General features: G+C 64.5%; 20 protein-coding genes. 11 read left to right on the top strand and 9 right to left on the bottom strand.

Features of this window, described 5'->3' with window-relative positions; translation table 11 throughout:
- Window positions 1-31 precede the first annotated feature (31 nt).
- A complete protein-coding gene (locus tag QM741_RS16805) occupies window positions 32-841 on the bottom strand; it encodes a hypothetical protein (protein WP_415208784.1) in 810 nt (269 codons plus the stop codon).
- A 146-nt stretch (window positions 842-987) separates the two neighbouring features.
- Between QM741_RS16805 and prpB the strand changes: the two genes are divergently transcribed.
- From prpB to prpC, 3 genes are read left to right on the top strand one after another with little or no spacing between them, the layout of a single operon-like run.
- The gene (gene prpB, locus QM741_RS16800) at window positions 988-1881 is read left to right on the top strand and encodes a methylisocitrate lyase (protein WP_415208783.1); all 894 of its coding nucleotides are present in this window, start codon (window positions 988-990) and stop codon (window positions 1879-1881) included.
- Window positions 1878-2468: a hypothetical protein gene (locus QM741_RS16795; protein ID WP_415208782.1), complete on the top strand. Its 591-nt coding sequence runs from the start codon at window positions 1878-1880 to the stop codon at window positions 2466-2468. The genes prpB and QM741_RS16795 overlap by 4 nt, the downstream gene beginning before the upstream one ends.
- 53 nt (window positions 2469-2521) lie before the next feature.
- On the top strand, window positions 2522-3679 hold the full coding sequence (gene prpC / locus QM741_RS16790; RefSeq protein ID WP_415208781.1) for a 2-methylcitrate synthase: 1158 nt from the start codon (window positions 2522-2524) through the stop codon (window positions 3677-3679).
- A 26-nt stretch (window positions 3680-3705) separates the two neighbouring features.
- On the opposite strand, the gene QM741_RS16785 is transcribed toward prpC, so the two are convergent.
- Window positions 3706-4458, bottom strand: coding sequence for a M15 family metallopeptidase (locus tag QM741_RS16785; RefSeq protein WP_415208780.1), 753 nt, complete (start codon window positions 4456-4458; stop codon window positions 3706-3708).
- Between the two features lie 104 nt (window positions 4459-4562).
- Here QM741_RS16785 and QM741_RS16780 point away from each other — a divergent pair, with 104 nt between their 5' ends.
- From QM741_RS16780 to QM741_RS16755, 6 genes are all read left to right on the top strand, one after another.
- The gene (locus QM741_RS16780) at window positions 4563-5936 is read left to right on the top strand and encodes an MBL fold metallo-hydrolase RNA specificity domain-containing protein (protein ID WP_415208779.1); all 1374 of its coding nucleotides are present in this window, start codon (window positions 4563-4565) and stop codon (window positions 5934-5936) included.
- 81 nt (window positions 5937-6017) lie between these two features.
- The gene (tldD, locus tag QM741_RS16775; RefSeq protein WP_415208778.1) at window positions 6018-7472 is read left to right on the top strand and encodes a metalloprotease TldD; all 1455 of its coding nucleotides are present in this window, start codon (window positions 6018-6020) and stop codon (window positions 7470-7472) included.
- An 82-nt stretch (window positions 7473-7554) separates the two neighbouring features.
- The gene (gene aceK / locus QM741_RS16770; protein ID WP_415208777.1) at window positions 7555-9345 is read left to right on the top strand and encodes a bifunctional isocitrate dehydrogenase kinase/phosphatase; all 1791 of its coding nucleotides are present in this window, start codon (window positions 7555-7557) and stop codon (window positions 9343-9345) included.
- 30 nt (window positions 9346-9375) lie between these two features.
- A complete protein-coding gene (locus QM741_RS16765) occupies window positions 9376-10227 on the top strand; it encodes a class I SAM-dependent methyltransferase (RefSeq protein WP_415208776.1) in 852 nt (283 codons plus the stop codon).
- A gap of 142 nt (window positions 10228-10369) precedes the next feature.
- Window positions 10370-10921 carry a pseudouridine synthase gene (locus QM741_RS16760; protein ID WP_415208775.1) on the top strand — a complete coding sequence of 184 codons (552 nt, stop codon included), beginning with the start codon at window positions 10370-10372 and terminating at the stop codon, window positions 10919-10921.
- On the top strand, window positions 10918-11667 hold the full coding sequence (locus QM741_RS16755) for a methyltransferase domain-containing protein (RefSeq protein WP_415208774.1): 750 nt from the start codon (window positions 10918-10920) through the stop codon (window positions 11665-11667). The genes QM741_RS16760 and QM741_RS16755 overlap by 4 nt, the downstream gene beginning before the upstream one ends.
- A 13-nt stretch (window positions 11668-11680) precedes the next feature.
- Here the strand turns inward: QM741_RS16755 and QM741_RS16750 are convergent, their stop codons facing one another.
- The 7 genes from QM741_RS16750 to grxD form a co-directional block, all read right to left on the bottom strand.
- On the bottom strand, window positions 11681-12745 hold the full coding sequence (locus tag QM741_RS16750; protein ID WP_415208773.1) for a peptidoglycan -binding protein: 1065 nt from the start codon (window positions 12743-12745) through the stop codon (window positions 11681-11683).
- Window positions 12746-12748: 3 nt separating this feature from the next.
- Window positions 12749-13804, bottom strand: coding sequence for a flagellar motor protein MotA (locus QM741_RS16745; protein WP_415208772.1), 1056 nt, complete (start codon window positions 13802-13804; stop codon window positions 12749-12751).
- 127 nt (window positions 13805-13931) lie between these two features.
- Window positions 13932-15326, bottom strand: a complete 1395-nt coding sequence (gene ppnN, locus QM741_RS16740; protein WP_415208771.1) for a nucleotide 5'-monophosphate nucleosidase PpnN — start codon at window positions 15324-15326, stop codon at window positions 13932-13934.
- Between the two features lie 351 nt (window positions 15327-15677).
- Window positions 15678-18938 carry a TonB-dependent receptor gene (locus QM741_RS16735; RefSeq protein WP_415208770.1) on the bottom strand — a complete coding sequence of 1087 codons (3261 nt, stop codon included), beginning with the start codon at window positions 18936-18938 and terminating at the stop codon, window positions 15678-15680.
- Window positions 18939-19423: 485 nt separating this feature from the next.
- Window positions 19424-20026, bottom strand: a complete 603-nt coding sequence (locus QM741_RS16730; protein WP_415208769.1) for a YhgN family NAAT transporter — start codon at window positions 20024-20026, stop codon at window positions 19424-19426.
- A 128-nt stretch (window positions 20027-20154) separates the two neighbouring features.
- Complete coding sequence (locus tag QM741_RS16725; RefSeq protein WP_415208768.1) at window positions 20155-20937, bottom strand: SDR family NAD(P)-dependent oxidoreductase; 783 nt, start codon at window positions 20935-20937, stop codon at window positions 20155-20157.
- Window positions 20934-21257: a Grx4 family monothiol glutaredoxin gene (grxD, locus tag QM741_RS16720; RefSeq protein ID WP_415208767.1), complete on the bottom strand. Its 324-nt coding sequence runs from the start codon at window positions 21255-21257 to the stop codon at window positions 20934-20936. The genes QM741_RS16725 and grxD overlap by 4 nt, the downstream gene beginning before the upstream one ends.
- Window positions 21258-21410: 153 nt before the next feature.
- Here grxD and QM741_RS16715 point away from each other — a divergent pair, with 153 nt between their 5' ends.
- Complete coding sequence (locus QM741_RS16715) at window positions 21411-21989, top strand: superoxide dismutase (RefSeq protein WP_415208766.1); 579 nt, start codon at window positions 21411-21413, stop codon at window positions 21987-21989.
- Between the two features lie 79 nt (window positions 21990-22068).
- A complete protein-coding gene (locus QM741_RS16710) occupies window positions 22069-23367 on the top strand; it encodes a TIGR02281 family clan AA aspartic protease (RefSeq protein ID WP_415208765.1) in 1299 nt (432 codons plus the stop codon).
- Window positions 23368-23369: the final 2 nt, after the last annotated feature.

The following is a 23369-nucleotide window of genomic DNA, read 5'->3' as shown; positions in this document are numbered from 1 at the left end:
CTGCGTGTGCGGGCGCATGATCGAACGCGAATCATCGGCAGTCGAGCATGCCGATCACGCCGGTCAGCAAGGTGAGGTTCTCGGAAACCTTGCCGTCGGTTCCATCCAACGTGGCCGTCGCCGTGGTGCAGCTGGTGAAGGTAAGGGTGATCTGCCCCCATGAGACAGGCACTCGCACCGGCGCCAAGAACGTGCCCGAGTTCGAATGGCTCATGTTCAGCGTGACCGAGGTTCCGATCGTGATCGTCGTCGGGCCGTAATCGGAAATGAGCCACAGCGGTGCGCCACTAGTGTCGACGCCGTAATATGTGACGATCAGGCCGACGGCGGAAGAGGGCAGGATGTTGAAGCCGGTTCCGGTGTATGCCGGGTCGTACCAGAGGCCGGCGAAAGTGGCGCTGGTGATCGATCCCGCGGGGTCGGATTTCGTCGAAACGTAGTAGGCGGTATAGCTGCCGCTGATCTGGGCGCTGCTCGTGCCGCCACCCCAGAAACCGGTGACGGCATTGGCCGCGGCGCTGTCCGGGCTGCTCGTCATCGACATGCGGTAGCTGTCCGAATCCGGGGTGGCGCAGTTGACGAGAAACCAGGATGTGGTGTCCACCGTACCGGTGCCTTGATAGTGGACGAAGCCCGGCGAGCTGAAGAAATCGCAAGTCACGTTGCCTTGCGCATCGACCACGATCGTCACCGTGCCGTAGTCGTTGCCGGAATAGATGCCGGTATAGGTTCCAGTCCCGAGTGGCGCCGCGGCGCGTGCGCCGTGGCCGGGAAAAGCGAGCAGGGCGGCGAGAGTCCATGCGAAAAGATGGAAGTGGCGCAAGGGATGCTTCTTCTTCATGGCATTGGCTCCATTCGATGCGGAATCGGTTGCGATTTCCCTGTGGCCGCATTTTGCCTTCGATTCGATTGCAATTCACCCTTTTGGACAGGTTCGTTCATGAATCGGCCCGATGCTAGAATGATCGACCCAGCCAGGAGACCCGCATGAGTACGTCTTCCGCCGGAGCAAGGTTTCGCGCCGCGCTTGCTGCCGAATCGCCGTTGCAGGTGATTGGCGCGATCAACGCCAACCATGCGCTGCTGGCGAAACGCGCGGGCTATCGCGCGATCTATCTCTCCGGCGGCGGCGTGGCGGCCGGTTCGCTCGGCCTGCCCGACCTCGGCATCAACACACTCGACGACGTGCTGACCGACGTGCGCCGCATCACCGATGTCTGCGACCTGCCGCTTATGGTCGACATCGATACCGGCTTCGGTCCATCCGCGTTCAACATCGAGCGCACGGTGAAGTCGCTGATCAAGTTCGGCGCGGCGGCCTGCCATATCGAGGACCAGGTCGGCGCGAAGCGCTGCGGCCATCGTCCGGGCAAGGAGATCGTCAGCCGGCAGGAGATGGCGGACCGGGTGAAGGCCGCGGCCGATGCGAAGACGGACCCGCAGTTCTTTCTCATCGCGCGCACCGACGCGATCCAGATGGAAGGCGTGGACGCCGCGATCGAGCGTGCGATTGCCTGCGTCGAAGCGGGTGCCGACGGCATCTTCGCCGAGGCGGCGTACGACTTGCCGACCTACAAGAAATTCGTCGATGCGGTAAAGGTGCCCGTGCTCGCGAACATCACCGAGTTCGGCAAGACGCCGCTGTTTACGGTGGACGAGCTGCGCAGCGTCGGCGTCGGCATCGTGCTGTATCCGTTGAGCGCATTCCGTGCGATGAACAGGGCGGCAGAAAACGTCTACACCGCGATCCGTCGCGACGGCCACCAGAAGAGCGTGCTTGACACGATGCAGACGCGCGACGAGTTGTACGAGCGCATCGGCTACCACGACTACGAACACAAGCTCGACGCGCTGTTCTCGGGCTCGACGAAGAACGGATGAGCGAAGTTTCTCCAGAGCCTGCGCTCGGATCGCGCAGACGGCGCGATTGGGATGGCGTCGCCGCGATCATTGCGGCAGGCGTCGGCTTGCTGGCGCTGTTCGTTTCCGCCTACACGGCCTACATCCAACATCAACAGGTGCGCGCGCAGGTATGGCCTTATTTGATTGTCGGCAATGACGATTTGAACCAGTCGCTGACAGTCGACAACAAGGGCCCCGGACCGGCGATCGTGCGCAGCGTACAGTTGCGCATCGACGGCAAGCCGCAGCGCGACTGGAACGATGCTCTGGCTGCGTTGGGCCTGTCGACGCATTATTTCGTCCAGACCACGATCAATCAGGACGTATTGAGTCCGGGAGAGCATCTACAGATGCTCCGGATTCCCGACCAGGAGTTCTGGCAACGGTTTCACGATGGCGCCATGAACCGGATGGCGATCGACGTCTGTTTCTGCTCCACCCTCAACGAGTGTTGGGAGTCCAGCAACAGCAACATCATCGGTCCGCCAACGATGGCGCTGCAGCTGCGAGTCAAGCCAGTCGCGCAATGCCCCCACCTGCCGGCTGCAGAGGTATTCAATAACTGATCCTGTAGAAGATCTGCGTGAGAGGAACGATACAGATGCAATCGGAGAGACAAATGAACGACAACACCGCACAGGTTCTGCCCAAGCCGAAGAAATCCGTGGCCCTGAGCGGCACGGTCGCCGGCAACACCGCGTTGTGCACGGTCGGCCGTACCGGCAACGATCTGGCCTATCGCGGTTACGACATCCTCGATATCGCCACGGTCTGCGAATTCGAGGAGATCGCCCATCTGCTCGTGCACGGCAAGCTGCCGACCCTGGCCGAGTTGCGCGCCTACAAGGCCGAACTGAAGGCCGCGCGAGGGATTCCGGCCGCCGTCAAAACGGTGCTCGAACAACTCCCCGCCTCGACGCATCCGATGGACGTGATGCGCACGGCCGTCTCCGCGCTCGGCTGTGCCTTGCCCGAGGCGGCCGACCACAACCACCCCGGCGCGCGCGACATCGCCGACAAGCTGATGGCCTCGCTCGGTTCGACGCTGCTGTACTGGTACCACTACAGCCACAACGGCAAGCGCATCGAGGTCGAAACCGACGACGATTCGATCGGCGGCCACTTCCTGCACCTGCTGCACGGCAAGGCGCCGAGCGAACAATGGGTGAGGGCGATGCACACCTCGCTGATCCTGTACGCCGAGCACGAGTTCAACGCGTCCACGTTCACGGCGCGCGTGATCGCCGGCACGGGCAGCGATTTCTACTCGTGCATCGCCGGCGCGATCGGCGCGCTGCGCGGGCCCAAGCACGGCGGCGCGAACGAGGTCGCGTTCGAGATCCAGAAGCGCTACGACACGCCCGACGAGGCCGAAGCCGACATCCGCCGGCGCGTGGAGAACAAGGAAGTGGTGATCGGCTTCGGCCATCCTGTCTACACGGTCAGCGATCCGCGCAACCAGGTGATCAAGGAGGTCGCGCGCGACCTGTCGAAGGAGGCGGAGAACACGAAGATGTTCGACATCGCCGAGCGCTTGGAATCGACGATGGCGGAGATCAAGAAGATGTTCCCGAACCTCGACTGGTTCAGCGCGGTGAGCTACCACATGATGGGCGTGCCGACGGCGATGTTCACGCCGCTGTTCGTGATCTCGCGCACCTCGGGCTGGAGCGCGCACGTGATCGAGCAGCGCATCGACGGCAAGATCATCCGGCCGAGCGCGAACTACGTCGGGCCGGAGGACCAGAAGTTCGTGCCGATCGCGAAGCGCAGGTGATTCCCGCCATGCCGGCCACGGCATGGTCAGTGCGCCGTTGCGACGTCCTCGAAGCGCACGTTGCCGATCGCGTAGGATTTCCAGTCGCGGTAGTCGAAGTGCCACCACTCGTATTCGTAGACGGCGAAGCTTTCGGCTTCCATGTAGCGGCGCAGTAGATCGCGCCGCGCGCGGTCGGCGTCGCTGCCGCCGGCATAGGTCGGGTAGGCGCGTTCGCTCATTTCGTCGTACAGGCTCGGCATCTCGACGGCGTTGCCGGTCTTCAGATCGTACAGGGTCAGGTCGACCGCGCAGCCGCGATTGTGGCGCGAGCCCGTAGCCGGGTCGGCGACGAAGCGGTGCTTGTCGGGCGGCGTCGCGTCCCAGAAAAGCTTCGTCACGTACCACGGCCGATACGCATCGTGCACGAGCAGGCCGTAGCCCTCGCGCTTCACCGCGGCGCTGACGCGCACCAACGCTTCGGCCGCGGGCCGCTGCAGGAACGCGCGCGGCTGGCTGTACAGCGGCGTGCCGAGGAAATTGCGCGTCGTCGCGTAGCGGATGTCGAGCTTGATCGACGGATCGAGCGTGGCCAGTTCGACGAGGTCGGTTTTGCGGAACTCGCCCGACTCCGCCGGCGGCGTTGCCGCCAATGCGCTGGGCAGCAGTTCCGCGACGGGCCGCACGGGGTCGATGTGGAAGAATGCCGGAGCCTGCGGCGCGGCTGTATGTTGCGGACTCGCGGACTGGCATGCCGCCAGCGCGAGCGCGATCAGCATCGTGGATATCGGGCGAAGCATCGGATCGATCCTGCCGTTGGAGTTCGGGCAGTGTACACGCAACGAACTTTCCAGCGCCGGCAGACTCGCGTAGATTGGGCCGGCATGCGATGGAGGCGAACGGCATGAAAGTGAATTTCTTCGGTGCGGCCGGCATGGTTACCGGCTCGATGCATCTGGTCGAAGCGGGGGACAAGCGCATCCTGCTCGATTGCGGCATGATCCAGGGTGGTGCCGATGAGGAGGCGCGCAACGCCGAGCCGTTTCCGTTCGACGTTGCGGGCATCGATGCGTTGGTCGTCAGTCATGCGCATATCGACCACACGGGGCGCCTGCCGTTGCTCGCGGCGCGCGGTTATCGCGGGCCGATCTACACGCAGCAGGCGACCGCCGAACTGCTTGAGGTCATGCTGTTCGATTCGGCCTCGCTGCAGGAAAGCGACGCGAAGCGCAGCAACCGCAAGCGCGCCCGCGGCGAGCCCGAGGCCGTGCCCCTGTACACGCGCGAGGACGTGCAGAAGACGATGGCGCTGGTGCGCCCGCTGCCGTACCACGAGCGCACGCCGCTGTTTCCCGGCATCGAAGTGAACCTGCGCGACGCCGGCCATATCCTCGGCTCGGCCATCGTCGAACTGTTCGCCGACGGCCGCACGCTCGTCTTCTCGGGCGATCTGGGGCCCAAGGGCGCGCCGATCCTGCGCGATCCGGAAACCCCGCCCGCGGCCGACCTGGTGCTGATGGAATCGACCTACGGCAACCGCAACCACAAGGACCGCGCCGACACCGTGCGCGAACTCGGCGGCATCCTCGACGATGCGTGGAACGGCAAAGGCAACATCCTGATTCCGGCGTTCGCCGTCGGCCGCACGCAGGAGCTGCTGTACTGGTTCGCGCGCTTCTGGGACGAATGGAAGCTGTCGCGCTGGCGCATCTTCATCGACAGCCCGATGGCGGCCAAGGTGATCCGGATCTACGACCGCCACCACGAACTGTTCGACGACGATGCGCGCGCGGTCTGGAAAGGCACGCCCAATCCGTTCCGCCTGCCGAACCTGCATGCGACCGAGTCGGTCGACGAGTCGATGGCGATCAACCAGATCCGCAACGGCGCGATCGTCATCGCCGGCAACGGCATGGCCAGCGGCGGCCGCATCGTGCATCACCTGCGCCACAACATCGGCCGCCGCGAAGCGCACATCGTCTTCGTCGGCTACCAGGCGGAAGGCACGCTCGGCCGCCGTCTCGTCAACGGCGCGCAGTGGGTACGGCTGTTCGGCGAGGACCATCGCGTCGCCGCGCAATGCCATACGATCGGCGGCCTCTCCGCGCACACCGATCAGGCCGGCCTGCTCGAATGGTACAGTGGCATTCCGCGGCATCCGCCGGTCGCGCTCGTGCACGGCGAGGACATCGCGCGCGAGGCGCTCGCGGGAGAAATCCGCGAACGCTTCGGCGTCGTCGCGGACCTCGCGCGCCCGGGCATGACGCGCGAGGTATAGCCTCGACTCTAGGCGGGCCTGGATTTGCAAGCGGGCATTGCCGATCCTATCTCTCCATTTTCCCCATCGTTTCGAATCCGCATGACCCTTCTCCCGCTTGCCGAACAACGCCTGCTCGCCCCCGGCGGCCTCGCTTCCACCGATCTCGACCGCGTGTTCGGCCAGCTCGCGGGTCCGGCCATCGATGCGGCCGACCTGTACTTCCAGCATTCGCGCAGCGAGTCGTGGATGCTCGAGGACGGTATCGTCAAGGAAGGCAGCCACTCGATCGAGCAGGGCGTCGGCGTGCGCGCGATGAGCGGCGAGAAGACCGGCTTCGCCTATTCGGACGAGATCGTGCTGTCGGAGCTGCTGACCGCGGCGAAGAGCGCACGCGCGATCGCGCAGTCGGGCAACGACCGCACGGCGCACGCGCTCACCGCGCGCAACGCGCGGTCGCTGTACCCGCCGATCGATCCGGTCGAGAGCATCGCCAACGAGGAGAAGATCGCGCTGCTGCGCGAAGTGGACCGGTTCACGCGCTCGCTCGATGCGCGCGTGACGCAGGTGATCGTGAGCCTGTCGGCGACGCTCGACACCGTGCTCGTCGCGGCGATGGACGGCACGCTCGCCGCCGACGTGCGCCCGCTCGTGCGCATGAACGTGAACGTGATCGCCGAGCAGAACGGCCGGCGCGAGTCGGCCAGTTCCGGCGGCGGCGGTCGCTACGGTTACCGCGAACTGCTCGCCAACGGGCGCGCGCACGCGTTCGCGCGCGAGGCGGTGCGCCAGGCGCTGGTCAATCTCGAATCGGTGCCGGCGCCCGCGGGCAGCATGACCGTCGTGCTCGGCCCCGGTTGGCCCGGCGTGCTGCTGCACGAGGCGATCGGCCACGGTTTCGAGGGCGACTTCATCCGCAAGGGCACGAGCGCGTTCGCGGGCCGCCATGGCGACCGCATCGCGGCGAAGGGCGTCACCGTCGTCGACGACGGCACGCTCGCGAACCGGCGCGGTTCGCTCAGCGTCGACGACGAAGGCACGGCCGGCGAATGCACGGTGCTGGTCGAAGACGGCATCCTGAAGGGCTACATGCAGGACAAGTTCAACGCGCAGCTCATGGGCCAGCGCTCGACCGGCAACGGCCGCCGCGAATCGTTCGCGCACCTGCCGATGCCGCGCATGACCAATACCTACATGCTTGCGGGCAAGCACGATCCGGGCGAGATCCTCGCTTCGGTGGAGCGCGGGCTTTACGCCGTGAATTTCGGCGGCGGCCAGGTCGACATCACCAATGGCAAGTTCACGTTCTCGGCGAGCGAGGCCTACCTGATCGAAAACGGCAAGGTGACGCGGCCGGTGAAGGGTGCGACGCTGATCGGCTCCGGCCCCGAGGTGCTGACGCGCGTGTCGATGATCGGCAACGACCTGAAACTCGACGAGGGCGTCGGCGTCTGCGGCAAGGAAGGGCAGAGCGTGCCCGTCGGTGTCGGCCAGCCGACGCTGCGCATCGACGCGATGACGGTGGGCGGCACGGCGTCAGGGACGGCAGACAAATGACGCGGTCGCGCGCGCAGCGCGACGATCACTCATCGCGGACAAGGCGGTAAAACGACGCTGATTTCCGGTATGGTATGGCGCGATGGGCCCCGAAGACGTCACCCTCCTCGAAGCGAGCGCACCGGCCGACGAGCGCGCGGCGCTGGCCGCGGTGGCGGCCGTCGATATCCGCAACGGCTTCGCCGACTACAACGAGCGTTTCCGCGCGATCACGCGTCGCGCCAGGCAGCGCTTCGAGGCGCGCGACTTCGCCTCGGCGCAGATGGACAACGTCGAGCGCATGGATCTTTACGACATCTGCGTGCGCGCCACGACCACGCGGCTTGAACGCCTGTTGCGCGAGCGGGTGCGCGACCGCGCGCTGTGGGCCGAGATCCGCCATGCGTTCGCGGAACTGATCGCGCCGCTGCTCGACCAGGAACTCAACAAAACCTTTTACAACACGCTCACCAGGCGCTTCTTCGGCACTTCCGGCGTCGATGCCAACATCGAATTCGTCGCGCTCGACATCGAGCCGACCGACCGCATCACCCATCCGGTCGAGCGGCACAGCTACGCGGTGTGGGGACAGTTGCCGCGCGTCTGCCAGCGCATGCTCGAGGACTATGCGTTCGAGGTTCCCTATGCGCACCGCAGCCTGTGTGCGCTGCGCATCGCCGAAACGCTGACGCAACGCCTGGTCGAATGGGGCGGCACCGACGCGGTCAATGCGAATCCGATCCGCGCGATCGAGCTGCTCGACACCGTGTTCTACCGCGAGCGCCGCGCCTACCTCGTCGGCCGCCTGTTCGGCGTGGATCGCATCGCGCCGTTCGTGATCGCGCTGGTCAACGAGAACGGCGGCTTGCGCGTCGATGCGGTGCTGACCGAGCGGGCGCACGTCTCCCAGGTGTTCGGTTTTACGCGCAGCTATTTCCAGGCCGACCTGCCGACCGTGGGCGACGCGGTCGTGTTCCTGCGCACGCTGCTGCCGTTCAAGCCGATCGACGAGCTTTACACCGCCCTGGGCCGCGCCAAGCAGGGCAAGACCGAGCGTTACCGTCATTTTTTCCGCCATCTCGCCACGCATCGCGACGAGCAGTTCGTGCACGCGGACGGCGAACGCGGCATGGTCATGGCCGTGTTCACGCTGCCCTCGTATCCGCTCGTGTTCAAGCTGATCCGCGACAAGTTCGCGTTTCCGAAGGAGAGCGTGCGCGAAGAGGTGATGCAGAAGTACACGCTCGTGTTCCGTCACGACCGCTGCGGGCGCCTGGTCGATGCGCAGGAGTTCAGGTCCCTGCGCTTCCCGAAGCGCCAGTTCGCGCCGGCCCTGCTCGACGAACTGCTGACAGGTTGCGCCGCAACGGCGAGGATGGACGGCGAGGACCTCGTCATCGCGCACTGCTACGTCGAGCGCCGCATCCGTCCGCTGAATCTCTATGTGCGCGAGGCCGAGCCGGAAGCCGCGGTCCGCGCCGTTATCGACTACGGCCAGGCGATCCGCGACCTCGCCGCGAGCAACATCTTTCCGGGCGACTTGCTGTTCAAGAACTTCGGCGTCACCGGCAACGGCCGTGCGATTTTCTACGACTACGACGAGCTGTGCTTCGTCAGCGACTGCCGATTCCGCGAATTGCCCGAGGACGACGACCGCGGCGAGTCGTTCTACGTCGGCCCGTTCGACGTGTTTCCCGAACAGTTTCCGCGCTTCCTCGGCATCGATGCGGCGCAGCGCGCTGCGCTGCTCGAAGCGCACGGCGACATCTTCAGCGTACGCTGGTGGCGCGAGCTGCAAGAGCAGATCACGCACGGCCTCGTCGCCGACGTGCCGCCGTATCCGGAAGCGGTGCGCGTCGGCGTGGAATCATTTGTATCGAATGCCGGTCTGTAGTGAACCATCACAACGAGAGGGAGCAGTTTCATGCGCAATATCGCAACATTGACTCTGGCGCTCGCGGCGGCACTGGCCGCGAATCCTGTTGCATTCGCCGATCAGCCGAAGGCGCCGGTCACGCCGGGTTCGCTCGCGCAGGCGTCGTCGATCGACGCGGTCCTCGCCGGCGACTGGCGCCCGGACAAGAACAAGGCGCGCGACAAGTACCGCCACCCGAAGGAAACGCTCGCGTTCTTCGGCGTACAGCCTGACCAGACCGTGGTCGAACTCGTGCCGGGCGGCGGTTGGTATGCGGAAATCCTCGCTCCGTACCTCAAGGATCATGGCCATTACGTCGCGGCGATCTTCAAGCCGAAGAATCCGGCCGGCGAGAACGCGAGCGACAAGAGCGGGCTGCGCAAAAAGTTCGCGGACGATGCGACACGCTACGGCAAGGCCGAGGTGGTCGAGTTCGACGGCAATGCGCCCGTGTTCGGCGCGCCGGCGTCGGCCGACGTCGTGCTGACCTTCCGCAACGTGCACAACTGGACCGACGACGGCAACGCCGAGGCGATGTTCAAGGCCATGTACGCCGTGCTCAAGCCCGGCGGCACGCTGGGTGTCGTCGACCATCGCGCCAAGCCCGGTACGACGCTCGCGCAGGACAAGGACTCGGGCTACCTGCCGGTCGACGCCGTGGTCAAGCTCGCCACCGATGCCGGCTTCAAGCTCGCCGCGCAGAGCGAGATCAACGCCAATCCGAAGGACACCAAGGATTGGCCCAAGGGCGTGTGGACCTTGCCGCCGACGCTCGCGCTCAAGGACGTCGACCGCGACAAGTACCTCGCGGTCGGCGAGTCGGACCGGATGACGCTGAAGTTCGTCAAGCCGAAGCGGTAATGGATTTTCCGGGCAGATCTTTTGACCGTCATTCCGGCGAAAGCCGGAATCCAGCGTCTTTGATTTTCGTTGCGAAAGTCACCGAACCCCGGCTTGACCAGCCCTTCGGCTGTTGAAAGCCGCCGGGGTGACGAGCAAGAGCATGCTCCTGGCCTTCAATAAACCCTTCAACGTCCTCTGCCAGTTCACCGATCGAAGTTCGCCGCCACGGCGCACGCTGGCCGAGTTTGTCGCCCAGCCGAATGTCTATCCGGCCGGCCGCCTCGACTACGACAGCGAAGGACTGCTGCTGCTGACCGACGACGGCAAGCTGGCGCAGCGCCTGACCGATCCGAAGTTCAAGGTCGAGAAGACCTATCTCGTCCAGGTCGAGGGTGAGCCGTCCGACGTGCAATTGTCGCAATTGCGGAAAAGTGTACTTTTGAACGACGGCCCGACCTTGCCCGCGCGTGCGACGCGGCTCGCAGGCATGCCGGACTGGCTGTGGCCGCGCGATCCGCCCGTGCGCTTGCGCAAGAGCGTGCCCGATGCGTTCATCGAACTGACCATACGCGAAGGCCGCAACCGCCAGGTGCGGCGCATGACCGCGGCGGTCGACCTGCCGACGCTGCGCCTCGTCCGCATGCGCATCGGCAACGTCGCGCTCGCCGGTCTCGCGCCGGGCGCAACCAGAGTGGAGACGACGGCACCATGACTCGATTCAAGGATCATTTCTCCGCCCACGCCGACCTGTACCGCAGCGCGCGGCCGACCTATCCCGAAGCATTGTTCGACTGGCTCGCCGCGCAGGTGCCCGACCGCGAGCTCGCCTGGGACGCGGGCTGCGGCAACGGCCAGGCCAGCATCGCGCTCGCGCGGCGCTTCGGCCGCGTCGTCGCCACCGATCCGAGCGCGAGCCAGATCGCCGACGCCGAGCCGCGCGCGAATATCGACTATCGAGTCGAACCGGGCGAACGTTCGTCGCTCGCCGATGCGAGCGTCGGCCTCGTCACCATCGCCCAGGCGCTGCACTGGTTCGATTTCGATGCGTTTTACGCCGAAGTGCGGCGCGTGCTCAAGCCGGGCGGCGTGATCGCCGCATGGAGCTACGCGTCGTGCAGCGTCGCTGCCGCGGTCGATCGCGTGATCGAGCATCTCTACGGCGACGCGTTGACCGGTCCCTATTGGCCGCCGGAGCGCGCGCACATCGACGCGGGCTATCGCACGATTCCGTTTCCGTTCGAGGCGATCGCCGCCCCGGAGTTTCCGATGGTCATGCGCTGGAACGTCGACCAGTTGCTTGCCTACCTGCGCTCGTGGTCGGCGACGCAACGCTACCTCGCGGCGAACGGCGTCGATCCCGTCGGCCTCGTCGAAGCCGACCTGCGCGGCGCGTGGGGCGATTCGGCGCAGCTGCGCGAAGTGCGCTGGAAATTCCACGCGCTCGCGGGACGCCTCTGAGCGCGCGTCGCCGTCAACGATTGGTCAGCTGGATCTCGATGCGCCGGTTCTTCGCGTAGGCGTCCTCGCTGTCCCTCGGATCGAGCGGCTGGAACTGGCCGAAGCCGTTCGCCGACAGGTGGCGCGGCTGGATGCCCTGCACGGCGAGCTGCTTGACGATCGCGGTCGCGCGCGCGGTCGACAGTTCCCAGTTCGAGGGAAACTGGTCGGTGTGGATCGGGCGCTTGTCGGTGTGGCCGTCGATGCGCAGCACCCAGTCGAGGCTCGACGGGATTTCGGCGGCGACCTCGTTGAGCGTCTTCGCGAGCTTGGCCATCGACGACTGTGCCTCGGGCGAGAGTTCGGCCGAACCCGTGTCGAACAGGATGTCGGTCGGCACCACGAAGCGGTCGCCGACGACCTGCACGTCGGCGCGATTACCGAGCGCCTCGCGCAGCTTGCCGAAGAATTCCGAGCGGTATTTCTCGAGCTGGTTGACCTTGTTGGCCAGCGCGATGTTCAACTCCTTGCCGAGTTCGGCGATCTTCACGTCCTTGTCCTTGACGTTCTTGTTCGCGATCTCGAGCGCGGCGGTGATCTGTTTCAACTGTTCCTGCACCGCGGCGAGCTGGCGGTTGAGCAATTCAACCTGGGCGGCGGATTTGGCGTTGAGGTCGGTCGCGGCGACGAGGTCCTTTTTCGACGCATCGAGTTGCGCGGCCATCTGCGCGACCTGCTGTTCGAGCTGGGTCTTCAATTCGGTGAGCGCGGCGATGTCGGCGGCAAGTTTGGCCGCTTCGGCATTCTTCGCATCGAGCGCCGCGTTCGAGGTGCCGAGCGAGGCGGACAACTCGTCGACCTTCGCATCGAGTTTGGCCTTCGCGTCCTGGGCCAGCGACAGCGTTTGCGCGAGCTGGGCGATCTGCGCGTTGAGGTCGGCCAGCGCCTTGTTCTTGCCGGCGAGCGTCTGCGACAGCACGAACTGGCCGACCGCGAACAGCAGCAGGACGAAGATCATGACGAGGATCAGGCTCGTCAGCGCATCGACGAATCCCGGCCAGATGTCGAGGCCGCGGCGGCGGCGCGCGAGCGAATTCATCGCTCAGGTCCCGTTGCGCTTGCCGTCGACCGCGGCGGCGATCGTGCGCGAGAGCAGGCGGAATTCGCTGCGCAGGTCGTCGGTCAGGCGCGTGCTGTTGCCTGGCGCCGCGGCGAGCGTCTTGAGCACGTTCTTGAGTTCTTCCTGGGTTTCGCTCATGCCGCGCATTTCGCGCGACTCGCGGCCGAGGAGGTCGGTCAGGCGCGCGAGTTGGGCGTTGAGCTCGCCGAGCTGCTCGGAGGAATTGCGGCGTTCGCGTTCCGACTCGACCAGTGCGCGCTGCATGCGCTCGAGACCGTCGGCGGTCTGTTCGAGCAGCGCCTGCACGTAGGCCGGCACGTTCGCCTCGCCGTCGCCCTGCAGCGCGCCGGACGACAGCCGCGTCTGTCCCGACAGCCATTCCTCGAGTTCGTTGTAGAAGCGGTTCTGCGCATGTCCTGCCTGCAGATCGAGAAAACCGAGCACGAGCGAGGAGGCGAGGCCGAACAGCGAGGTCGAGAAGCTCGTCGACATGCCGGACAGCGGTTCCTTCAAGTGCTCCTTGAGATCGGTGAACATCGCCACCGGATCGGTACCGACGCCGAGCGAACCGATGATTTCCGCGACCGAGCGGATCGTCACGAGCAGACCCCAGAACGTGCCGAGCAGGCCAAGGAAGATCGCGAGGCCGACGAGATAGCGCGACAGGTCGCGCGATTCCTCCAGGCGCAGGTAGATCGAATCGAGCAGCGAGCGCAGGCTCGTCGCCGACAGCGAGAACTTCGAGCGCTCGCGCCCCGACAGCATGCGCGCCATCGGCGCGAGCAGCTTCGGCGGCGCAAGCGGACGGCTCGGGTCCGACCTCTTGAATGTTTCGATCCACTCGACTTCGCGCGAGAGTTGCAACACCTGGCGCAGGTTCCACGCGATGCCGAACAGGAGCACGACCAGGATCACGCCATTGAAGAACGGATTCGCCTGGAAATTCGCGAGCAGTTTCGGCGCAAGCGCGCCGGCCAGCATGGCGACGGCAACGAGGAAACCCGCCATCCAGACGAGTACTTGGTTGGGTTTGGTCACGAGCCTGATCCAGGATGCGTCGAGACTCTGACAGGTTGCGGGTGCAATGGTTCCGTGCTTTTGCTTCCCTTCTGCTATCGCCGGAAAGAGCCGGGAGCCCTACGCACGCGACGGCAAGAACCGTCGCTCAGGTCTTGATGCGGTAGCACGGCACGTAGGCTGCGCCCGGCAGTTTCATGCGCTGCTGCTCGACGAAGCTCGCGAGCATATGGTCGAGCGCGCGCATGATCTCGGGATCGCCGTCGATCTCGAATGGACCGCGCTCGGTGATCGCGCGCATGCCCTCTTCCTTGACGTTGCCGGCGACGATGCCGGAGAACGCGCGGCGCAGGTCGGCGGCAAGCAGGTGCTTGGGCTGGTCGCGTTGCAGGTTCAGCGCGGCCATGTTCTCGTGCGTCGGCCGGAACGGCTGCTGGAACGGCAGTTCGATATGCAAGCCCCAGTTGAAGAAGAACGCGTCCTGCGTCTCGATGCGGAACTCGCGCACTTTCTCGATACCTCGCGCGACTTGTTTCGCGGTCTCGAGCGGATTGTCGATGACGATGCGGTAGCGCTGCGCGACGCGGTCGCCGAGCGCAAGTCTCAGGAACGCGTCGATCTGCTCGAAATACGCTGCCGATTCCTTCGGCCCCGCGAACACGAGCGGGAAGGGCACGTTGGCGTTCTGCGGGTGCAGAAGTATGCCGAGAAGATAGAGGATTTCCTCGGCGGTGCCGACGCCGCCCGGAAATACGATGATGCCGTGGCCGATGCGCACGAACGCCTCGAGGCGTTTCTCGATGTCCGGCATGATGACGAGCTGGTTGACGATCGGATTCGGCGATTCCGCCGCGATGATGCCCGGTTCGGTGATGCCGATGTAGCGCTTGCTGCGCAGGCGCTGCTTGTCGTGCGCGATCGTCGCGCCCTTCATCGGGCCTTTCATCGCGCCCGGTCCGCAGCCCGTGCAGATGTCGAGGCTGCGCAGGCCGAGGTCGTAGCCGACCATCTTCGTGTACTTGTACTCGGCGCGGTTGATCGAATGGCCGCCCCAGCAGACGACGAGATTAGGGTCGATGTTCGGCTTCAGCACGCGCGCATTGCGCAGGATCTCGAACACCGCATGCGTGATGCCGTGCGAATCGTCGAGGCGGAACCGGCCCGCGTCCATCTGCGTCGCCACGTAGGCGATGTCGCGTACGACCGCGAACAGCAGTTCGTTGATGCCGCGGATGATCCTGCCCTCGACGAAAGCGCGCGCCGGCGCGTTCTTGAGTTCGAGCTTGACGCCGCGATCCTGCTGCAGCACCTGGATGTCGAAATCGGGGTAGCGCTCGAAGATGCTGCGCGGATCGTCGTTGGTCGATTCGCCCGACACGAGCACGGCGAGCGCACAGCGCTGCAGCAGCGTGTGCAAACCGCCCTGGCTCGCGTCGCGCAGTCGCGTGACTTCGTCGCGCGAGAGTACATCCATGCCCGCCGCCGGGGCAATGCGCGCGTTGACCGTATTGCGGGCAGGAGCGCTCTCTTTCACATCGTTCATTGCTTTGTCACCCGGAATTCTTGCCGCATGAACGGTTAATGATAGTCATCTTCGCGTTGATGGCGAACTGCAGGAACGCCCACGTTCCGCGCGTCGCCTATCTCGAACAAGACAACGTAGCCGGCGCTGCCCAAATCGACCATCGATTCGCACAGGAACGGATTCTGCGGCGTCGGCCTTGCGATACGCGAGCGGAGCGGCTTCGAGCACGGCCAAACCGCCTCCGAGGATGAGGCGATTCATGATCACGTTCGCACCTTCGATCGGCGTACGCCTTCCCGACAAGAAAACCGGCGCCCTTGCGGACGCCGGTTGGATTCCCCACACTTATCCCGCGTTGGAAACGAGCGCTCAGAACGTGTACTTCAGGGTGACCAGGGCCTGCCAGCGGGAAACCACGCGCGACGGGTTGGTGTAGCTGTCGTACAAGGTGTAGCCCTGCGGGGCCTTGCTCAGATTGTAGACGTATTGTCCGTTGGCGACGGTCGCGGAGGAGACGAGATAACGCGTGCCGTAGAAGCCCATGTTGTCGACATCGCCCCACTTCTTGTTGAGCAGGTTCAGGAAGTTGTAGATGTCCAGGCGCGCGATGAACTTGTCCTTGCCGAAGAAACCCGGCAATTCCTGTTGGACGCCCAGATCGAGCTCGTTCACCCACGGCGCGTTCGAAGCATTGCGCCCGGCGATCTGACCGCGGTGCTTGCTCAGGTACGGGTCATTGTCGATGAAGGCGTTGAAGGCGTCGATCTGCGCCTGTGTGGCCGTGCCGTAGCTCACGCGCGGGTCGTTTTTCAGCGGAATGTAGACCAGGTCATCGCTCGCCAGGCTGTCGCCGTTCACGTCGCTGCCGAAGATCCAGCTGTAGGGCAGACCGCTGTGGCCGTTGTAGAACACGGACACCGTGGTCCTGTTGTTGCCGAAGAAGGCATGGTCCCAGTTCAACGCTGCCTTGAACGAGAACGGGATGTTGAAACGCGAATTCGCCGTAACGATATCGTTGGGGTTGACGCGCGCGTTGTAGTTGAAGTTCGACCATGCCTGTGCACTGGTGCCCGGATTGACGTCGGTGGCATGGGTGAAGGTGGCGCTGATGGTGCCGCTGAAGCCATTTTCCCAAGGTTTGCTCAGCGACAAAGTCAGCGAACTGCTCATGCCCTGGCTGGTATTGGTCAGCTCGGTGGAACGGAGATATATCTCGGAGTAGGAGCCGTAGTTGGTGCCGGTGCCGGAGGTGCCCGCCGTCTTCCAGTACGATTCGCGCCCGTCCGGCAAGGTGCCGTTCGGCGTGCCGATGTTCGGCGCGAGGTAGGCGATGGCGTTGTGGGCCTTGATGAACATGTACTCGGCCGAGCCGACCAGGCCCCACCACGGCAGTTCGGAGTCGAAGGCCAAGTTGAACTTCACGGCCGTCGGCAGCTTGAAATTCGGGTCTATCGTGTCGATCTGGCAGTTGGCGGTGGCGGTGCACACGCCGGAAACGACGGACGCAGGACCCGGCTGGTTGTACGGATCGGCACTGAACGGAGCGACGGTCGGATCGGTGCTCGAATATCCTTTCGACCCGACCACGCCGTTGTTGATGTACGGATCGGACAGCCACACCGTGGGCGGCGTGCTCTGGAACAGGCCCACGCCACCATGCAATTGCATCTTGAGTTCGGTGTCGAAGGTGTAGTTGAAGGCGAAACGCGGCTCGATGACGTTGTTGTTCGAGCCGAGTTTGGTGTTGGGCGCGTAGCCGAAACGCTCCTGCCAGTAGCTCACGCCGGTGGCCGGGTCGATCGCCGCCGGCGGCGCATGGTCGGCCTTCGGCATGTCGATGCGCACGCCGTAGACGATCGACAGCCGGTCGGCGATCTGCCAGGTATCCTGCAGGAACGGGCTGATCTGGGTGTACTTCCAGGTGCCGGCGCTCTCGGCCAGGGTGACGCCGTCCGGCAGGATGTTCACGACGTAAGTGCCATAGTCCCCGGCGGCGATCTCGTCTGCGGGCGTGCCATTGCCGTTCTTGTCGTAGAAACCGTAGGAACCGTGCAGCAACGAGCCGAAAATGTCGGCCGTCTTGTTGCTCAGGTAGTCGAAACCTACCTTGACGACGTGGTCGCCCACGTGCCAGGTGCCGTCCAGTGTGCCGTTGATGCGTTTGCTGCTGATCGCGTTCTCGTGGCGGTAACGGTCCTCGCCCGCGATGACCCAGTCTACGCTGCTGGGGATGCTGCCAGGATAGTTGGGGCACTCAGATGCAGTGGCAGTAAAGCAGGCGTACACCTCGGGTTGGTTCTTGGCGGCGCCATTGGTGTTGTTGAACTTCTGGTAGCCGAGCTTGAGCTCGGTGCTGAAATTGTCGGTCCAGTCGCTGAACAACTGGAAGGAGTAGTTGTCGGTCTTGCTCGAGACGGTGTAGAAGTTGCTCGACATGATGACGCTGGTGCTCTTCACGTACGAGCTGTACGGCGTGGGCTTGCTCTCCTCGGTGCGCTGGTAGGTGAAGGTCGCGCGCTGGCTGTCGCTGATGTTCCAGTCAAGCTTGGCGAGCGAGCGTTTGTCTTCCTGGGTCAGGCCGGAGCCGCTGCTGCCGTAAGTACCCGGGTCGATGCCGATGGACTTGAACGCCGCTGCGACCGCATCAACCTCCGCCGTGGTGAGGCCGCCGCTGCTGACGGCGTCGGTGCCGACGCCCTGGATGCCGGTGACTTTCTGGTCTTCGTATCCGACAAAGAAGAACAGCTTGTCCTTGATGATGGGGCCGCCCAGGGTGAAGCCGTAGGTCTTGTTTGTGTCGAAACCGGTGTAGTCGGCGCCGGCGCGGCTTTCGCCGACCATGCTGCTGCCGTCGGTATACGCGCCATACACCGAACCGTGGAACTCATTGGTGCCCGATTTGGTGACGGCGTTGATGTTGGCGCCGACGGAGTCGAAGCCGGCGTCGAAATCGGTGGCCTTGATTTCGTAGGCGGCGATCGTTTCGGGCGAGATCGGCGAACCGGTGAAGCCCAGCCCGTTCGAGTTCAGGCCGAACGGGTCGGTTACCGACAGGCCGTCGACGCTGATGTTGTTGTAGCGGTTGTTTTGGCCAGCCAACGAGATCGAACCGTCGTTCTGGTCGGTGACGGTGATGCGCGGGTCGAGGCGGGCGATGTCGTCCAGTGAGCGGTTGCCGCTGACGGCGGTTTCCAGCGCGCGGCCGCTGAGGTTGGTGCCCAGGCCCTTGTTGTCCGCGTTGAAGGTCGAGGTCAAGGCGGTCGCGGAGACGACTACACCCTCGAGCTGCGTCGTCGCAGCGACCTCGGCGAGGTTGGCCGTACCGATCTGACCGAGTTCAAGATACACGTTGTCGGCATCGATCTCCTTGATGCCCTCGCCCTGCGCTTCGATGTGGTAGGGACCGCCGACGCGCAGGCCCTTCGCGTTATAGCGGCCGTTCGCATCGGTCGTAGTGTACGACGTGGTACCCGAGGGCACATGCACGATCTTCACCTTGGCTGCGGCGACAGCCGCGCCTTTCGCGTCGACGACGCGGCCAGCCAGGCCCGAACTGGTTTCCTGCGCGTAGACCGGCATGGAAACCGCGAGGATCGATGCGATCACGCCCGCCAACAGTTTGACTCTCAACGGATTATTCATCTTCATTTCTCCCGAACGGGTTGACTCTGCTCTCAACCAAAAATCGCCACACCGTGCGCTGGCGCACGGCATAAACGGTCTGATACCCCATGGATCCTGCCCGGTCGCACCGACCCTCGGCCGGCCCGATGCTGTCGCACTCCGTTCGCGACGCGCGCAGAACGGGTTAACACGAGCTTAACCGCACTTTATGACAGTTTTATCTCGTTTGCCAGCCCCAGGTTATATGTTTACAAAGCTGAATTGCTGCGGCGCGCTAGTGACTCGGATGACTGGTTGCTTTGCTTTCAGGTAGCAGGCATGCTTACTTTCGTGCAAGTGCAGCATGTGGAGACGGAATGGCTTGTCGCCTCGGCGACCGAAGAGCGGATCGAGCGTGAAATCAAGGAAGCGCATCTCCGACGGTAGTGGTGCGGCGTCGCAAACCGGCGAATCACCTGCCTCTTTTCTCCCATCGGGTGGGGGAAGCAAGATCAGGACAGCTTCATGTAGGCCGTGATGCCGTCGAGGAACATCTGTACCGACAGGGCGACGAGCAGCATGCCGACGAGGCGTTCAATCGCGCCGAGCACGCTCTGGCCGAGCAGGCGGAACAGCCAGGTCGAGGCGAGCAGGATCAGCGCGGTGGCGAGCCAAGCGCAGAACAGCGCAATGCTCCAGTCCGCGGTGCGGCCCGGCTGCGAATTGGCCATCAGCATCAGCGCGGCCATCGCCGAGGGGCCGGCCACGCCCGGAATCGCCATCGGCACGATGAACGGCTCGCCGCCGCCGTTGTCGCCGAACACGCCGCCCTCGCGCGGGAACACCATCTTGACACCGATCAGGAACAGCACGATGCCGCCGGCGATGCTGACCGACTCGATGCGCAGTTGCATCAACCGCAGAACGGTACTGCCACAGAACAGGATGACGAACAGCGTCGCCAGCGCGATGATGAGTTCGCGTATCAAGACGTAGCGGCGCCGCTGCGGCGCCACGTTCTTGAGCAGGCTCAGGAAGATCGGAATGTTGCCGAGCGGATCGAGAATCAGGAACAGCATGATCCCGGCCGATAGCGTGGTGATGCTGGTGCCCATGAAGTTCCTCTTGCCTGTCATTCCCGCGAAAGCGGGAATCCAGTGCCTTTGCTTTTGCAGGATCAAGATGAAGAATGAAAGTCGCTGGATTCCCGCCAAGAGCATGCGGGAATGACGAGCAAAAAACATCAGCGCAAATCGAGAGCCTTGTCCCGCACCGCGGCTCCCTCGTCGCCGAGCAGATAGACGACCGCCTGCGCGGCGCCGTCCGCCGTCGGCAGTTCCATCGTATTCTCGCCGAAATAGGCCGTGCGCCGCAGCGCGCTGCGCATCGGCGCCGGCAGCAGTGTGTGCACGCGCGCTCGTGTCGAGTCCCATTCCTGATGCAGGATCGAGGCCAGACCGAGCAAGGCGTGCTTGGCCACGCCGTAGGCGCCCCAGAACGCCTTGCCGACACGCGCGGGGTCGTCGAGCACGAAGACGACGCTCGCATTCGCATCGTCCGCCGGCGCGCGCAACAGCGCTTCGGCGCACGCTTGCACGATCAGGAATGGCGCATTGAGATTGACGTGCAGGGTCTTCAGCCACGCTTCGGGCGTGGCGTCGAGCATGGGTTGCAATCCCTCGAAGTGGGCGGCGGCGAAGACGATGCCGTCGAGCCGGCCGAATTCGCGCTCGATCGTCGCGGCGAGGTCGCCGTAGTCCTTCGGCGACGCGCCGGCGAGGTCGAGCGGATAGATCGATGCCGCGCCCGGATGCGCAGCTTCGATCTCGTCGTAGAGTTTTTCCAGCGGCCGCACTTTGCGCCCGAGCAGGATCACTTTTGCGCCGGCCTGCGCGGCGGCTTTCGCGCTCGCGCTGCCGAGAGCGCCGGCCGCGCCGACGATCAGGGCGACGCGGTCGCGCAGGCAATCGGGTTTCGCCTTCCAGTCCGCAGGCAGGCGCGCGGTGTCGCGCAACTCGATCGTCATGCAGGCGCTTTCTGCGCATCCTTGACCATGCGCGCCAGCTCGCCGCTTTCCTGCAGTTCGAGCGTGATGTCGCAACCGCCGATCAGTTCGCCGTTGATGAAGAGCTGCGGAAACGTCGGCCAGTTCGAGTAGCGCGGCAGGTTCGCGCGGATGTCCGGGTCTTCGAGTACGTTGACCGAAGCGAACTGCGCGCCGCACGACTTCAGCGCCTGCACCGCGCGCTGCGAGAACCCGCACATCGGAAATTGCGGCGTGCCCTTCATGAAAAGCACGATCGGATTGTCCTGCACGGTCTTGCGGATGCGTTCTTCGATATTCATTGCGGTCACGTCGATATGAGGCGGCCGTACGGGCCGCGATGCGCAATTGTAGCAGCGCGCAGCGGGCATGCGGCCTTTTGCGTGCCGCTCGCCCATCGCCCCCGGGCCCTCTATACTCATCGCCCCCTTAAGCCCACTGCCAGAGGAAACGTCATGGCCATCGAACTTCCCGCTCTTCCCTACGCGCGCGACGCGCTCGCACCGCACATCTCGGCCGAAACGCTGGACTATCACTACGGCAAACACCACCAGGCCTACGTGACCAACCTCAACAATCTGATCAAGGGTACCCAGTTCGAGAATTCCGATCTCGAAACGATCGTCAAGAATTCGCAAGGGCCCGTGTTCAACAACGCGGCGCAAATCTGGAATCATACTTTCTACTGGAACTCGCTCTCGCCCAAGGGCGGTGGCGATCCGTCCGGCAAGCTCGCCGATGCGATCGTGAAGACGTTCGGCAGCGCCAATCAGTTCAGGGAAGAGTTCACCAAGACCGCGGTCGGCACGTTCGGCTCCGGCTGGGCATGGCTCGTGCAGCGCGCCGACGGCAGCCTCGGCCTCGTCTCGACCAGCAACGCGGCGACGCCGATCACCGGCAGCGACCGTCCGCTGCTGACCTGCGACGTATGGGAGCACGCCTACTACATCGACTACCGCAACGCGCGGCCGAAGTACGTCGAGGCGTTCTGGAACCTCGTCAACTGGGAATTCGCGGCAGCCAATTTCTCCTGACTTGCGCGGACGCAACGCAAGGGCGCGATGAAACGCGTCCTTGCGACGGCGCGGCTTGAAAATGCGTGGCCCGAAGTTCATGCACGCTTTTCCCGGCCGGCTCGTCCTGCTGCTCGCCGCCGCATGCACGGCGAACGCGAACGAACCGCCGCCAGCCGCCGGAACGGAGGCCGCTGCGAGATCCGTCGAAAGCGAGAACCTGGACAAAATCTTCAAGGCGATGGGCGAGGCGGACTCGTCCGTGCTGTTCGATCTGTACGCATCGAAGGATTCGATCGTCCACGTGCTCGCCGCAATGGCGATCGAACGCACGCGCTTCAATCTCGACGCCGCGAGCAAGGACGCGACAGTCTGCGAAGACAACCTGCTCCGGAGCCGACCCGACATCGCCTTGCTTTGTGGCCGGTTCCGGGCCGGCAATCTTCGCCTCGCCGGCAAGTGGCAGACGGCGCACGAGGCCGAAGCCGACCTCGTGCGCCGTTATCGCGGCCGCGCGCCCGAGCTCGACAAACGCCTCGACGATATGCAGAAGCTTCTCGCCCGTCAGGCGGGCGTTGCCCAATTCTCGATCGACGGGCCCTCGGCGAACGTGACGTTCGCGTTCAGACGCGACGCGAACGACCGCGATTCGCTACGACCGATCCTCGCCGCCCGCGCCAACGGCCGCGATGTCGATGTACTGCTCGACACCGGCGCGACCGACATGGTCCTCGACGAAGGCAAGGCGCGCGACCTCGGCGTCGAACCGCTCGACGAGCGCGGCCATGTCCGCGGCTGGCTGAGTCACGGCGTCGAGATCCGACGCGGCGTGCTCGACGCGCTGCAAATCGGTCCGATCACGCTGCGCAACGTGCCGGTGAACATCGTGCCGCGCCACAACGCGCTCATCGGCATCAACCTGCTCGCGCCGCTCGGCGTCCTGCGCATGACCGGAAAATCGCTGACGATCGATGCGAACGACACCGACGCGCCGGCCTGCGAGCGCGACATGCAGGCCGGCACCGACCTGGCGGGGCATCGGTTGCGCCTCATTCCCGAGTTCCTCGTCAACGACCAGCCGCACCGCGTCATGCTCGACACGGGCACCTCGATGTTTCTGATCGGCACCAAGGCCGCGCTCGATGAAGTGACGCGACTGCGCAGCGGCCAACTCGCCATGAACGACATCGGCGGCTACCATCCGTTCGCCAGCGCGGAAGCGGCGAAGGTGAAGATGCAGATCGATCGCCAGCGCTTCAACGTCTACTTCATCGTCTACACCGAATCGACGTTTCCGTTCGACATCGCGCTCGGCGCCGGCGCGCTCAAGGACATGGACTACGTGCTCGACTTCCGCAGGCACCGACTGTGCTTTCCGATGCACCCGAATCTGCATTGAGC

The organism is Rudaea sp., from assembly GCF_047601565.1.
Taxonomy (GTDB): Bacteria; Pseudomonadota; Gammaproteobacteria; order Xanthomonadales; family Rhodanobacteraceae; genus Rudaea.
This window is presented reverse-complemented; position numbering and strand designations above follow the sequence as displayed.

Coding starts and splice junctions, on each gene's coding strand:
- QM741_RS16805 (WP_415208784.1), bottom strand. CDS start 841: ATGAAGAAGAAGCATCCCTTGCGCCACTTCCATCTTTTCGCATGGACT.
- prpB (WP_415208783.1), top strand. CDS start 988: ATGAGTACGTCTTCCGCCGGAGCAAGGTTTCGCGCCGCGCTTGCTGCC.
- QM741_RS16795 (WP_415208782.1), top strand. CDS start 1,878: ATGAGCGAAGTTTCTCCAGAGCCTGCGCTCGGATCGCGCAGACGGCGC.
- prpC (WP_415208781.1), top strand. CDS start 2,522: ATGAACGACAACACCGCACAGGTTCTGCCCAAGCCGAAGAAATCCGTG.
- QM741_RS16785 (WP_415208780.1), bottom strand. CDS start 4,458: ATGCTTCGCCCGATATCCACGATGCTGATCGCGCTCGCGCTGGCGGCA.
- QM741_RS16780 (WP_415208779.1), top strand. CDS start 4,563: ATGAAAGTGAATTTCTTCGGTGCGGCCGGCATGGTTACCGGCTCGATG.
- tldD (WP_415208778.1), top strand. CDS start 6,018: ATGACCCTTCTCCCGCTTGCCGAACAACGCCTGCTCGCCCCCGGCGGC.
- aceK (WP_415208777.1), top strand. CDS start 7,555: ATGGGCCCCGAAGACGTCACCCTCCTCGAAGCGAGCGCACCGGCCGAC.
- QM741_RS16765 (WP_415208776.1), top strand. CDS start 9,376: ATGCGCAATATCGCAACATTGACTCTGGCGCTCGCGGCGGCACTGGCC.
- QM741_RS16760 (WP_415208775.1), top strand. CDS start 10,370: ATGCTCCTGGCCTTCAATAAACCCTTCAACGTCCTCTGCCAGTTCACC.
- QM741_RS16755 (WP_415208774.1), top strand. CDS start 10,918: ATGACTCGATTCAAGGATCATTTCTCCGCCCACGCCGACCTGTACCGC.
- QM741_RS16750 (WP_415208773.1), bottom strand. CDS start 12,745: ATGAATTCGCTCGCGCGCCGCCGCCGCGGCCTCGACATCTGGCCGGGA.
- ppnN (WP_415208771.1), bottom strand. CDS start 15,326: ATGAACGATGTGAAAGAGAGCGCTCCTGCCCGCAATACGGTCAACGCG.
- QM741_RS16730 (WP_415208769.1), bottom strand. CDS start 20,026: ATGGGCACCAGCATCACCACGCTATCGGCCGGGATCATGCTGTTCCTG.
- QM741_RS16725 (WP_415208768.1), bottom strand. CDS start 20,937: ATGACGATCGAGTTGCGCGACACCGCGCGCCTGCCTGCGGACTGGAAG.
- grxD (WP_415208767.1), bottom strand. CDS start 21,257: ATGAATATCGAAGAACGCATCCGCAAGACCGTGCAGGACAATCCGATC.
- QM741_RS16715 (WP_415208766.1), top strand. CDS start 21,411: ATGGCCATCGAACTTCCCGCTCTTCCCTACGCGCGCGACGCGCTCGCA.
- QM741_RS16710 (WP_415208765.1), top strand. CDS start 22,069: ATGCACGCTTTTCCCGGCCGGCTCGTCCTGCTGCTCGCCGCCGCATGC.